12 protein-coding genes are annotated in these 13,267 nt (G+C 65.3%); 11 read left to right on the top strand and 1 reads right to left on the bottom strand.

Annotated elements, in window-relative coordinates:
- The first annotated feature begins 3 nt into the window (after positions 1-3).
- The 7 genes from HQ325_RS03315 to HQ325_RS03345 all read left to right on the top strand — a co-directional run bounded on the left by HQ325_RS03315 (position 4) and on the right by HQ325_RS03345 (position 7,389).
- Positions 4-903: a nitrilase-related carbon-nitrogen hydrolase gene (locus HQ325_RS03315; RefSeq protein ID WP_222626689.1), complete on the top strand. Its 900-nt coding sequence runs from the start codon at positions 4-6 to the stop codon at positions 901-903.
- Positions 903-1,331 carry a thioesterase family protein gene (locus HQ325_RS03320; RefSeq protein WP_222626690.1) on the top strand — a complete coding sequence of 143 codons (429 nt, stop codon included), beginning with the start codon at positions 903-905 and terminating at the stop codon, positions 1,329-1,331. Before HQ325_RS03315 ends, HQ325_RS03320 begins: the two co-directional genes overlap by 1 nt.
- A gap of 79 nt (positions 1,332-1,410) precedes the next feature.
- Complete coding sequence (locus HQ325_RS03325) at positions 1,411-2,937, top strand: class I adenylate-forming enzyme family protein (protein ID WP_222626691.1); 1,527 nt, start codon at positions 1,411-1,413, stop codon at positions 2,935-2,937.
- 117 nt (positions 2,938-3,054) lie between these two features.
- Complete coding sequence (locus HQ325_RS03330) at positions 3,055-3,543, top strand: MaoC/PaaZ C-terminal domain-containing protein (RefSeq protein ID WP_222626692.1); 489 nt, start codon at positions 3,055-3,057, stop codon at positions 3,541-3,543.
- A 10-nt stretch (positions 3,544-3,553) separates the two neighbouring features.
- Positions 3,554-4,606 carry an alcohol dehydrogenase catalytic domain-containing protein gene (locus HQ325_RS03335; protein ID WP_261777907.1) on the top strand — a complete coding sequence of 351 codons (1,053 nt, stop codon included), beginning with the start codon at positions 3,554-3,556 and terminating at the stop codon, positions 4,604-4,606.
- 26 nt (positions 4,607-4,632) lie between these two features.
- Entirely contained in the window at positions 4,633-5,949 is a 1,317-nt protein-coding gene (locus HQ325_RS03340; RefSeq protein WP_222626694.1) for an NAD(P)/FAD-dependent oxidoreductase, read from the top strand.
- Positions 5,950-5,961: 12 nt separating this feature from the next.
- Positions 5,962-7,389 carry an aminobutyraldehyde dehydrogenase gene (locus tag HQ325_RS03345; protein WP_222628842.1) on the top strand — a complete coding sequence of 476 codons (1,428 nt, stop codon included), beginning with the start codon at positions 5,962-5,964 and terminating at the stop codon, positions 7,387-7,389.
- Between the two features lie 82 nt (positions 7,390-7,471).
- On the opposite strand, the gene HQ325_RS03350 is transcribed toward HQ325_RS03345, so the two are convergent.
- The gene (locus HQ325_RS03350; RefSeq protein ID WP_222626695.1) at positions 7,472-9,142 is read right to left on the bottom strand and encodes a CdaR family transcriptional regulator; all 1,671 of its coding nucleotides are present in this window, start codon (positions 9,140-9,142) and stop codon (positions 7,472-7,474) included.
- Between the two features lie 167 nt (positions 9,143-9,309).
- On the opposite strand from HQ325_RS03350, the gene HQ325_RS03355 reads away from it, so the two are divergent.
- From HQ325_RS03355 to HQ325_RS03370, 4 genes are all read left to right on the top strand, one after another.
- Positions 9,310-10,557, top strand: coding sequence for an FAD-binding oxidoreductase (locus HQ325_RS03355; RefSeq protein ID WP_222626696.1), 1,248 nt, complete (start codon positions 9,310-9,312; stop codon positions 10,555-10,557).
- A 122-nt stretch (positions 10,558-10,679) separates the two neighbouring features.
- Positions 10,680-12,314 (top strand): GMC family oxidoreductase, encoded by a 1,635-nt coding sequence (locus HQ325_RS03360; RefSeq protein WP_222626697.1) that lies wholly within the window; start codon positions 10,680-10,682, stop codon positions 12,312-12,314.
- The gene (locus HQ325_RS03365) at positions 12,311-12,781 is read left to right on the top strand and encodes a hypothetical protein (protein WP_222626698.1); all 471 of its coding nucleotides are present in this window, start codon (positions 12,311-12,313) and stop codon (positions 12,779-12,781) included. Before HQ325_RS03360 ends, HQ325_RS03365 begins: the two co-directional genes overlap by 4 nt.
- A complete protein-coding gene (locus HQ325_RS03370) occupies positions 12,778-13,188 on the top strand; it encodes a nuclear transport factor 2 family protein (protein WP_222626699.1) in 411 nt (136 codons plus the stop codon). The genes HQ325_RS03365 and HQ325_RS03370 overlap by 4 nt, the downstream gene beginning before the upstream one ends.
- Positions 13,189-13,267 lie beyond the last annotated feature (79 nt).

Consider the following 13,267-nt stretch of genomic DNA (forward strand, 5'->3'; position numbering starts at 1 on the left):
GCAATGACCACCCTCAGGATCGCGACCTCCACATTCGAGCTGCGCTCGGAGAGCAGTGTCGACTCACTCCTCGAGCACATGGGCGATATGGTGCGCCGCGCTGCCGAGGCCGAGGCCGAACTGGTGGTTCTTCCCGAGTTCGCCAGCACCGGGCTGCTCGGTTCGATCGCCGACCACGAGGTGACGGCGGCCACCATCATCTCGGATTACCGCGACATTCTCGCGCCTCTGTTCCACGACATAGTCCGCGGTGTCAGCGCCCTTGCTGTGGAACACGATGTCGTCGTCGTGGGGGGTAGTCACAACCGCATCGCCGAGGACGGCTCGCTGCGCAACACCGCGGTCATCGCTCACCCCGACGGGCGAGTGGAGTTCCAGGACAAGATCCACCTGACACCCAACGAGCACTCGATGGGTGCGCAGGGCGGCGATCAGGTGCTGGTGACCACGATCGGGCCGTTCACCGCCGGGGTACTCATCTGCGCCGACATCCAGTTCCCCGAGCTGTCCCGTTACCTGGTGGCACGCGGCGTCGACCTCATCATCTGCCCATCCCTCACCTGGAACCGCCGCGGCGTGCACCGTGTGCGCGTCGGATGCCAGGCACGCGCCATCGAGAACCAGCTCTTCGTGGTCATGTCGGCGCTCGTCGGCAACAGTGGGTTTCCTGTCGACGCAACCCTCTACGCCGTAGGCAACGCACTGGTGTCGACCCCAGTGGATCGGACGTTCGGCATCAACGACGGTCTCCTCGCGATTGCGGAGGATCAACGTGAGAACCTCGTGTTCGCCGACCTCGACCACGCTCTCGTCGAGAAGTCTCGAGCCAACCCCGAAGCACCCGGCCTGTCCCTGCGCCGTACCGAGGTGTTCGCCTCCCTGCGCTCCGAAGTCGACTACTGATGCCGGTGGTACTGCACCACCGGGTGCGTTACCACGAGACCGACGCCCAAGGGTTCCTCTTCAACAGCAGGTTCCTGGAGATCGCGGACGTGGGTCTGACCGAGTTCGTGCGCGCGGCCGGGTGGCCGTACCCACGGCTCCTCGCTGCGGGAGTGGACCCCTCGGTGGTCAGAGCCGCGGTCGAGTTCACCTCGCCGGCGCGCTTCGAGGACGTCCTCGCCGTCGATGTGGCCTGCACCCATGTGGGACGGTCGAGTTTCCGAATGCTCACACGGGTGACGCGTGAGAACACGGCGATCGCGGAGATGGAGCTGACGTACGTCGCTGTCGACCCCGTCGCCGCCACCGCCCGCCCACTTCCGGCCGATGTCGCAGACGCGCTGCGCAGTAGCCACATCGCACCGTCCATCTCAGGAGACTCCGAATGATTAGCTGCACCCTCGGAGACGGTGTCATCACCGCCCTGAGCTGGCCGGTCACGCACGTAGACGAGAAGTGAGAGAACTGATGGACGACCGTATGGCGTACTACCTCGCGGTACTCGAGAACAGCGCCGCCGAGATGCCCGACCACCCCGCCCTCATCGATGAGGGCGGCACTGTCGGGTATCGCGACATGATGACCGAGGTCGGCAGGCGTGCCGATATCCTCGTCCGCGCCGGAATGGTTCCGCGACAGCGGGTGGCTCTCGTGGCGGAGAACTCCGCCCGCTTCCTCATCACCGCACTCGCGGTGTGGAAGGCAGGCGGGGCTCTGGTCACCATCTACCCGTCCAGCGCGAAGGACGACCTCTCGTACAGCATCGCCGGCGCCGACCCAGCGTTGGTGCTGGTGGACCGGGCCTCCGCGCCCGCCGTGGCCGCTGCACTCACCGACCATCGTCCGACCGCCATGATCGACGGCGAGGACTTCACCGTGAACTCGGTCCGCGCGGACACGGCGCCCAGCCCCGACCATGTCCGTGCGCGGTTGCGTCTGATCACCTACAGCTCGGGCACCACCAATCGACCCAAGGCCATCATGGTCTCGGACGTTGCGCTGCTCAACGGAGCCGAAACCTTCACGTCCGTGTGGCATCTCGGCCGAGAGGATCGGACCGTCGTCGCGTTGCCCATGGCGTGGCTCTTCGGTCTCGCGTCGACCTCCATGGCGACGCTGTACGCCGGCGGCACCGTCATCGCGCTACGGCGCTCTCGACCGCAGATGATTCTCGATGCCATCGCCGATCACCGCGGGACCTTTCTCGGTGGCGTGACCACCATGTTCACCAAACTTGTTCGGCACCTCGACACCACTGTCGACAAGCCCGACGTGAGCAGCCTGCGACTCTGCGTATCCGGCGGTGAGGCGCGGAACGATGCAGCCTTCGATCGTTGGGCGTCTCACACGGCGGTTTCCGTGCTCGACAACTACTGCGCCACTGAGTGTTTCCCGCTGGTCACGTATGATCCCACGGTCGATCCCACCCCTGTGCGCGGTGCCGCGGGAACTGTCGTGCCGACCAACGAGTTCCGAGTCGTCGACGACCGAGGCCGAGAGGTCGAACGCGGGATGGTGGGAGAGGCCCAGGGAAGAGGGCCCGGATTGATGCTGGGTTACTGGGACGACCCGACGACCACGGCCGAGGCCATGGTCGACGGCTGGTACCGCATGCGTGACCTCGTGCGTGTCGACGAGCGCGGATACGTCCATGTCGTAGGTCGTCTGTCGGACATGATCATTCGCGGAGGGAGCAACATCTCACCCGCCGAGGTGGAGCGAGTGTTGCACTGCCATCCCAGTGTTCGTGCGGTCGCCGTGGTGGGCCTTCCCGACGAGATCTACGGCCAGAAGGTCGTCGCAGCCGTCGTCCTCGCAGACGACGCCGCCCTCGACGCGGATGCCCTGGGCACGTTTGCCGCCGAGCAGCTCGCGTCGTTCAAGGTACCCACCGAGTACGTCGTGCTCGACGCGCTCCCGCAGAACACCACGAGCGGCAAGGTGGACCGCCGCGCCGTCGCTGCACTCCTGGCAGCACCGTCCGCACGGTCGTGACGCCGAACTCGTAGGAGAATTTCCTACAGACACGGCTGATCACCGGCGTGCTCACAGTACTGCTCGCGGTAACTGCGCTGACAGACTCGACCTCGAATACAACAGTCAGGAGCTTCAATGTCACAGCACGTAGCAACTCGTTCGGCCGATACCAGCATCGGCGGTGGAATGTTCCTCGATGACTTCGAGGTCGGACAGAGCTGGACCTCGCCCGCGCGCACCATCGGCGAGGCCGACCTGGTCAACTTCGCCGGGATCTCCGGTGATTACAACCCGTTGCACACGGACGAGGAGTTCGCCTCACAGACGCAGTTCGGCGGCAGAATCTTCCACGGTCCCGGCGTGTTCGCCATCGCGACAGGACTGGAATCGCGCCTCGGTATCAAAGAGGGCACCGCCATTGCATTCCTCGGCATGAATTGGTCACTCAAGGGCGCCGTCAAGATCGGTGACACCATCCGCGTCGAGCAGTCGGTCGGTGAGGTCAGGCCGTCGTCGTCCAAGCCCGACCGCGGAATCATCTCGTTCGAAGTCCAAGTTGTGAACCAGCGCGACGAGGTGGTCCAGGAAGGTCAATGGCTCGTGATGTTCAAGCGGAGGCCATGACCCGATGACCATGCGTGCACTGGTGAGGCGGGGGGCCTCGGCGATCCTCGAGACACGACCCGTACCGGTCCCGGGTCCGACCGACGCCATTGTGAGGACGACCGCAGCGTCGATGTGTTCCGCCGATATCGCAGCACTCGTCGGGGACATCGATGTCCCCGACGGAAGAGTGTTGGGACACGAGGCGGTCGGCACTGTGCACGCACTGGGACATGACGTCGACGGTTTCGAAATCGGTGACCGGGTAGCGGTGTCCTCCGGAACCAGCTGTGGACGCTGCCGGAACTGTCAGCGGGGCTACGACGGACATTGCGGTGGACGCGAGTGGGGTGCGTACAGCTCCGGAGTGAGCCGCGACGGTAGCCTCGCAGAGTTCTTCACCGTGCCCGACGCGCGTCGAAACCTCGCTCCGATTCCGGATGGAGTGGAGGACTGGGCTGCGGTGTGCGCGGCTGATTCCTTATGTACCGGTACGTCCGCGTACGAGCAGGCCGCCCTGCCGCTCGGGGGCGTGGTCGCCGTGTTCGGTCAAGGCCACGTCGGGCTCGGCGCCACGGCCGGCGGTCGGGTGTCGGGGGCAGGGCTGGTCGTCACCGTCAAGGCCCGTGCCGGCGGAGAAGACGTCTCTCGAGCGATGGGCGCGGACGTGTGCCTCAACCTTGCCGAGCACGACGTCGTCGCCGAGATCGACCGGCTCACGGAGGGTCACGGCGTCGACGTCGCCGTCGAGGCGAGTGGCGTTCGTGAGTCCTTTCCGCGGGCTGTCGAGGTGACTCGCTTGGGCGGCGTCATCTCGGTGCTCAGCTCGTACAACGGTCCACCCGACGCCGAGCTGTCGATTCCGTTGGCTCACTGGGGATGGGGTGTCGGTGACAAGACCGTGCTGTCGAATTTTGCGAGAACCGGTAACGAACGACTGGGTCGTGTGCTGCGGCTCGTGTCGACGGGTCGCCTCGATCCGGCGCCCATGATCACTCACCGCTACCGGTTCGACGAGGTCGACCAGGCCGTGGCCGACCTCCGAGCTCGTCGCGGAGTGATCAAACCTCTCATTACATTCTGACCAGCACCGAGACCTCAGGAGAACTCATGTCGAACGAACGCTACGACGCCGTCGTCATCGGTGCCGGTATCGCGGGTATCACCGCCGCCCGCGATCTCACCGACCGCGGTCGTTCCGTGGTGGTGCTCGAGGCGGGGGACCGGATAGGCGGGAGGACGTACAACCGCCCCTTCGCCGGACTCGATCTCACCGTCGACTTCGGGGGGAGTTGGATCAACCGATCGCTGCAACCGCACATGAGGCGGGAGACGCAGCGATATGCGATCACGGTGAAGGAGGATCCTTCCGTCACCGGAGCATCCTTCTATACCGGCGGCCGCCGACGGTTCATGCCTGTGCCTGCGGACGAGCTGGCCGATCTCGAACGTGCCCTGGCGTTCTTGCGAGATGCCTCTCATCGGGTGGCGACCAACCGACCGCTCAGTGAACAACCGATCAGGGACATCGACGTCACTCCCGACGAGTTCTTCGCCGGATTGGAACTGCCGGATCTGACCCGCGAACTGCTGTACGGGATGATCTCCTGCTACGCCGGTGCACCGTGCTCGGAGATGTCGATGTTGCACATCGTCGCTCAGGTGGCCGCCTACGGCCACTCCACGACGGGCTTCGTCACTGCGCTGTCCGAGCGTTTCGTCGGCGGTAGTGTCAGTCTGCTGGACGCGATGATCGACCGATCGCGACTGGAGGTGCGGCTGGAGCACACAGTGGCCCGGATCGCGCAGGATTCCGATGGCATCACGGTATCCACCGTGGACGGGCAGCATGTCGACGCGCGAGTCTGCATTCTCGCGACACCGACCAACGTCATGCGTCACATCGACATAGTCCCGGGACTCGACCCCGCGAAACAGAGGGTGCTCGCGCACAATCACGTGAGCCGGGCCACCAAACCCAGCATCCTTGTTCGAAATCTCGGAGGCCGACCCTTCGCACTGGGCACGGGAACATTCCAGATGATCTCGCACGCCTACCAGGTCGACGATGATCGCGACATCCTCTACGCCTTCGGCTGTGAGGGCGGCGACAACGACATCGACTTGAACGATCGGGCGGCGGTGCAGACTGCGGTCCGCCAGTACTACCCGGATGTCGAGGTCCTCGCCGTGGACCACCACGACTGGAACGCCGATCCTCTTTTCGACGGCACCTATCGCGTGGACCGCGCTCACGAAGGTTTGGACTCGTTGGCCGTTCTCAACCGGCCGGAAGATCGAATCGTCCTCGCGGGAACGGATGTCGACGATTCCGTGTGGCGTACCTGGATGGAGGGCGCACTCAACAGTGCACGCTTTGCCGCCGACTACGCCGACGCGCGACTGGCCGACATCACCAGCGACTAGGAGATATCCATGATGACCGAATTTCACAACGTGATCGGCGGCCGCGAGGTCGGCAGTGCATCGGGTCGGACCTACGACGTGTACGACCCCTGCACGGGCGACGTCTACGCGCAGGCACCCCTGTCGGACGAGGTCGACATCGACCGTGCCTACTCCGCGGCAGCGGCCGCGCAGAGCGCATGGGCACGGACGACGCCGCAGGACCGATCCACGGCCCTGCTTCGGATCGCCGACGCCATGGATGCGCACGCTGCCGAACTCACCGACCTCGAGGTCCGTGACACCGGCAAGCCGTACGCACAGACCCTCGCCGAGGAGATCCCGGCATCGTCGGACGTGTTCCGATTCTTCGCCGGCGCCGCGCGAATCCTGGAGGGACGTTCGGCCGGGGAGTATATGGCCGGGCACACCTCGTGGATCCGGCGTGAGCCCATCGGCGTGGTCGGGCAGGTTGCTGCCTGGAACTATCCGCTGATGATGATGGCGTGGAAGATCGCCCCTGCCCTCGCCGCGGGCAACACCGTCGTGCTCAAGCCTGGCGATACCACCCCGGCCAGTTCGACCGTGTTCGGCCGCTTGTGTCAGGACATCCTTCCCGCCGGCGTGCTGAACGTCGTGTGCGGAGGGCGGGACACGGGCCGAGCGTTGGTTGCCCACAGGACGCCCGAGTTGGTGGCGATCACCGGTTCGGTTCGGGCGGGGATCGATGTGGCCACGTCGGCAGCCTCCGATCTCAAGCGGGTTCATCTGGAGCTGGGTGGAAACGCGCCCGTGCTGATCTTCGACGATGCCGATATCGCTGCTGCGGCAGCGGCCGTGTCGGCCGGCGGTTTCGTCAATGCCGGCCAGGACTGTACTGCGGCCACCCGAGTCCTGGTGTCCACGAAGATCCACGCGGATTTCGTGGCGGCTCTCGTCGAGGCGTCCGCAGGGGTGCGGACGGGTTCCTCACACGACAATGGTGTCTCTTTCGGGCCGTTGAACAGCGAGAACCAGCTGCGGCATGTCACCGGCCTCCTCGACCGGCTGCCTTCGCATGCGCGAGTGGAACTGGGGGGATCGAGGCAGGGTGACAGCGGGTACTTCGTCGAGCCGACGATCGTCTCGGGTCTGCGCCAGAACGACGAGCAAGTGCAGACGGAGGTCTTCGGACCCGTGATCACCGTCCAGGCGTTCGACTCGGAGGCGGAGGCCATGACGTGGTCCAACGAGGTCGACTACGGACTGGCGGCAAGTGTGTGGACCTCGAACCACGGGCGGGCTCTTCGCGCATCGCGGGACCTCGACTTCGGGACCGTGTGGATCAACACCCATCTGACAACCGTCACGGAAATGCCGCACGGAGGATTCAAGCACTCCGGGTACGGAAAAGACCTGTCGATGTACGGATTCGAGGACTACACCCGGATCAAGCACGTCATGTCGAACATCGACGTCTGACCGGGACCCTCCCGGCAGGTGTGCGGACAGCCGCTCGGTCGGCCGACGGGCCGAGCGGCGCGCACCGGCGGGATGTACGAGGTCAGCTATCGTCCATGACGACGCCCGGGCCGGCTTCGGTGCCGGGATAGTCGGTGGGGGTGCCGCTGGCTGCGATGTCGGCGGCGCGTGCGTGGCCGGAGTTGCGACGAGTCACCCGTGCCGTGCGTGCGTCGAGTTTGCCGCTGAGTTCCAGCGCCGTCAACGCGAGGTAGACGGACGAGATGTCGCCGGCGTCCTTCAGGTGGACACCGAGCGCTTCCTCGATCTTCGACAGTCGGTAGCGCAGGGAATTGTGGTGGATGTCGAGTTCGGCCGCAGCAGCGATGATGTTCTGACCGTGATCGAAGTATGCGCGCAGCCCGTCGATCAACGCCTCCCGATCCCGAATACCGGCGAAGTACACCTCGGCGCGAGCGGCCATCTGATCGAGTCCTACGTCGGAGAAGAGAGCAGTGGCGAGGTCGAAGTCCTCGTAACTCATCGTCGTCTTCTGAGATCCGCTGCGGCGCAATGACTGCACAGCGAGCTGTGCGTCGTGGTAGGAGTCTGCCGCATCTGCGACCACTGTGATCCGTCGACCGATTCCGCACTGAAACTTCACTGGACCGGACTGACGTGACAGCAGTGCTGCGATCTCGGGAGTGTCGGCCTGGGCCAGCACGGTCACCGTGTTGTCCCGCACCGTGATCAGGTGTGAAACGCTCGCGGCGGCGAGCGTCGCGGCAGTGGCGGCTGCGAGTTGTTCGAGTGTTTCGGCCAACCGTGCCTTTCGGGTCGAGCGGACCGGTCGCAGCACTACCACCCGCGCCGCGCCGGTGAAGGTGACGCCCAGGCCCGCAAGTCGTCCCGCAAGCTCCGGATCGTCGCGGATCGGGCGCAGCGCCAGAATCTGTTCGAGGACCGTGGCGCGGATGGCCCGCTCCTGGGCGCGGGAGATGGTCGTCATCCGGCGATCGACCTCGACGAGCGTCGCGGCCATGTGAACTGCCGAGATCACATACGGATCGGGGAAGGGTTGACGCCGTGACGTCGCGACGAGCCAGCCGAGATGCTCGTCGGGCTCGTCGAAGTCCTCCAGTCGTGTCGCGACGCCGTGCCATCCGTCGATGTCGATGATCTGCGATTCCGAGTGCGTCTTTGAGATCTCTCCGAAGAGCAGTGACAGCGGAACAGGCCCGGTGGCATGGAGGACGTCGCCGTTTCGATCGAGCAGGACGATGGTCGCATTGCAGAGCTTCTTCAGGCGAGAAGCGAGACTCTCGATGGTGGAGCGGTCTGCCAGCGCACGGCTGAGTGTCCGCTGAAGGGATGCCAGTCGACGTGACACCGACTCGTCGACACTCTGCGCGGCACGCTCGGTGGCCGAGATGGCGTCAGCGGGCGTTCCGCCCTGTTCGAGGACGACGATCGCGTGGGTGCGGCTGCGGTCGAGGATGTACTCGGCGATCGTCTGGTCCGTAGGGGCGCGAACGACCACGGCGCGCGATTCTGCGCCGTCCAGCAGAGCGCGGACCGTGGCCACGTCGATGAGGGCTTCCGGACAGACGACCAGTTGCTGGGTGTCGACTGGCAGCGGGTCGGCGGCGAGCCAGATGACGGCACCGCTCACCTTGCGATCGAGCCACGCGCCACTGTTGCCGATGAGTGATGCCGCAGAACCCAATTCGCCCAGAACGGTGCCCAGCGTGCACTCCGCCGTCGTGCTGGACATGACAGCCTTTCTTCCCGGGTGTCGAGCACACTACCGACATCTGTCGGGGCCGCCGATGGAATAGTTACGACACCCGCAGTCCGATCACTGGTGTTCTACTGTCGTTCGGGCGAGGTCGACTGACGTAGTGTGCGGTCATCGTTGCACGCTCGGGAAGGAGACCCGTCATGGTCGCCTCGGAACCACTCGCCACCGCCGACGTCATCGTGGTCGGTGCCGGCATCGCTGGAATGTGTACTGCGTACGAATTGCGAGCGAGAGGCTACGACGTCGCGGTCCTGGACCAGCGATTCGCGGCGTTCGGCGGCTCGGGTCGAAATCCGGGCGCCGTGTGGCTGCAATTACAGCGCGGCGGCCTGGAGCTCGATCTGGCACGGGCAGGCGCCGCCCTCTACGCCGAGTACGCGGACCGCATCGGGGGTGGATTCGACCACCGCACCCGTGGTGGTCTGTTCTTCTACGAGACGGACGAGCAGCAGGAGATCCTCGCCGACTACGTCGCTGACAGGCGACGCCACGGTCTCAGCGTCGAATTCGTCACGCGCGCAGACGCACTCGCGCACGCGCCCCTGCTCCCGTCGACCGCGATCGGGGCAGTGTACTGCGCTGAGGACGCTCAGATCGATTCTCAGCGATTCGTTCGCGCACTCGCGACCAGCTGCACCGAGGCGGGTGTGAAACGGTTCGACAACACCCCGGTGCTGTCGACGATCCGACGCGGGGACACCATCACCGGAGTGCGGACCACCCGTGGCGACGTTCACGGACCGGGCGTCGTGTGGGCAACGGGCGCATGGGCGCGGGGCCTGGACGCCGAGGGTGTCTCCATCGCGTTGACCACGAGCCGGATGGGCCAGATCGTCACGCAGCCGCTCGCCCAACGACCGAGCGTGGTCATGCACGGTCCACGCGGAGTGGCGTCCTGTGGTGCGCTCACCGACCTGCCCGGGTTCCGTCGCGAGGCTTTCGCGGCGCCGAACCCGCTCGGTGTGGTCCGCGACGACCCGGACGCGACACCGTCCGACTGGGATTACGACGACTCCATCACGCAGTTCTCGGACGGCTCTCTCCACATCGGATCCAGTATCGACATCACCGGTTCGCTCAACCCGCACATCAGCATGCGTGCGACGCAGTCGATGATCTCCACGACGATCGATCGGTACGCGGAGTACAGCACCTTCGGTGTCACGTCTCTGTGGGCGGGGCTGCAGAGCACGACGGCAGACCTGCTACCGGTGGTCGACAGAGTGGACGGCGCCTACGCCACCATCGGTCACGCTTCCGGTATGGCCACAGGACCGGTGGCGGGCCGTATCCTGGCGTGCCTGATCGCGGGTGAACACCACGAGTTCGCCGACAGTCTCCGTGCGGATCGGCCCTCGTTGACCTCTTCGCCACCTGCCCATGTCTGACGGTTGCTGTGGATCCACCGACACATCGGCTCGTCGATTGTCGTAATTCCGATACCCGCCTCCGGGCTCGGCTCCTAACTTGGGGGTAGTAGGCAAACGCCACCACGGCCCGAGGGAGTGTCATGTCAGGCAAGTTCGGCGGAGCGACCGAGACTCCGGATGTTCTGATCGTCGGGTCGGGCCCGTCGGGCGCCACCGCGGCACGCATTCTCGCGGAGGACGGTTTCAGCGTCACGGTGCTGGAGCAAGGTGGCTGGTTCACCCGTGCGCATTACGCCAGTGACAAGCGTGAGCGGGATGTGCTGTTGGCAGGTCCGTTGTCACCCGACCCGAACGTACGCAAGATGAGCTGGGACTACCCGGTGGACTGCGTCGACTCCGACGTTCACCCGCTGAACTTCAACGGGGTCGGCGGTAGCACCGTCTACTACGGTGCCGAGTGGCCACGTTTCGTCCCCTCGGACTTCCGTGTCAACAGTCTCTACGGCGTCGCCGACGACTGGCCGCTGACGTACGAGGATCTCGAGCCGTACTACTCGCTGTGCGACGAGATGGTCGGAGTGTCGGGGGTCGACGGCGACACGGCATTTCCGCCGGGGTGGGATCTGCCCCAGCCCGGTGTCCCCATCGGTCGCGCCGGCATCACCGCCGCGGAGGGTATGAACAAGCTCGGTTGGCACTGGTGGCCGGGAACCAACGCGATCATGACCCACAGCGAGGGGGACAGGGGTGCCTGCGCCCGGTGGGGGACCTGCATGTCGGGTTGCCCCGAGGGAGCCAAAGGATCCTTCGACGTCGCGATGTGGCCGGCCGCACTCGGCGCGGGCGTCAGGCTGATCACAGGTGCCCGAGTTCGGGAGATCACCGTCGACAAGGCAGGACTCGCGACCGGGGCGACCTGGCTCGACGACGACGGCGCCGAGCACCACACCTCCGCGCAGGTGGTCATCGTGTGTGGAAATGGCGTGGGGACCCCGCGACTCCTGCAGATGTCCACATCGTCCCTTTTCCCGGACGGCTTGGCCAACTCGTCGGGACTCGTCGGGCGCCGTCTCATGATGCATCCCTTCGTCGGTGTGATGGGGGTCTACGAACGTGACCTCGAGAGCTGGCTCGGACCTTTCGGCGCTTCCCTGACTTCGATGCAGTTCGCTGAGACCGATCTGTCGCGCGGTTTCGCGCGTGGAGCCAAGTGGTCGTGCCAACCGATCATCAGCCCGATGGAGGTGCTGCACCGCTACTCCGAGCTCCCGCTCCCCGAACGGTCCGGCGCGGCAGGACAGCGTCTCGTCGAGCGGGTACTGGGCCGATCCTTCGAATGGGGTGCCATCATCGAGGACCTCCCGGACGAGTCGAACAGGGTCACGCTCAGCACCGAGATGGTGGACGGGTCCGGGCTACCTGCGCCAAAGCTGACGTACAAGATCTCCGAGGACACGCGTCGAAACATCGATTTCAATGTCGCCCGCATGCGCGAGGCACACGAGGCGGCCGGTGCCGTCGAGACACGGCGAGTCGACTGGCTGCCGTCGGTCGGATGGCACCTGTTGGGTACCGCACGCTGCGGGAACGACCCGAAGAACTCTGTGGTCGATCAGTACGGGCGCTCACACGACGTGCCCAATCTCTTCGTCATGGACGGCAGCGTGTTCGTGACCTCGTCATCGGTGAATCCGACGCCGACCATCACCGCATTCGCCGCTCGGGCAGCGATGCATCTGGCCGAGACCGCTTCCGCGCAGAAGGTGCCTGTATGACCACGCCCGACAACGACGTGACCGAAATCGACAGCGCCCGCCCGGGCCTAGCCCTTCTGGTCGACGTGCTTCTGCCCGGCACCGACACTCTGCCTTCCGGGCGCGAGGTCGGCGCCCACGAGCGCTTGCTCGATCAGGTGCTCGCCGCCGATCCCGCACTGGTGGCACCGGTGATCGCCGCCGGCAGACGCGCCGGTGACGCGATCTCGGTGACCCTCGACGACGTCCAGATCTGGGATGCCGAGACCCGCGAGCCCGTCGTCTTCGCCTTGACCGCGGCGTATTACATGTCGTCCGCGGTCTACAAAGCGCTGAAACTTCCGCTTCCCGGGCCCCGTCCGATCAGACAGGCCACCGAGGACGAGAAGTATTCGGAGGAGCTTCTCGCTCCCGTCCGATCACGCGGGGCGATCTACGTCGGCGCTCCGACACGACCCGTCACCGATCAAGGAGTGGATCACCCGTGAGTGAGAACGCCCTCGAAACCATCTTTCGCACCCAGATGGCCGCCTATGCCGACTGCGACGTCGAAGCTCTCATCGCAACCTTCACCGACGACTGCGTCTTGGTGGACATGGCGGACGTCGACCACCCATTCGTCGGCACCGACGCCGTCCGCGGATTTCTCGTCGATTACTTCGCAGCTTTGCGTCACGTCGTTGTCGACGTGACGATGGTGGCCACTGGCACGGACAGCGTCATCGGAGAACTCGACGTGACCGCGAACTACGTCGGTGCACCGTTCACCGAGCAGACACCTCGGCCCATCCGACTGCGCTACTGCGTGGCCGAGGAGATCCGCGACGGCGGCGTCTCGAGTGAGCGCTTCTATTGGGACAGTGCAGATCTCGAGCGGCAGCTCACCGTGGTGTGAGATGGCCGCTATCGACCCGGACGTTGTAGGTATCACCAACTGGTGCCGGTGTCCGCGGTGAGTCGCACTAGATACACCA

Source organism: Rhodococcus sp. BP-349, from assembly GCF_019835845.1.
Lineage (GTDB): Bacteria > Actinomycetota > Actinomycetes > Mycobacteriales > Mycobacteriaceae > Rhodococcoides.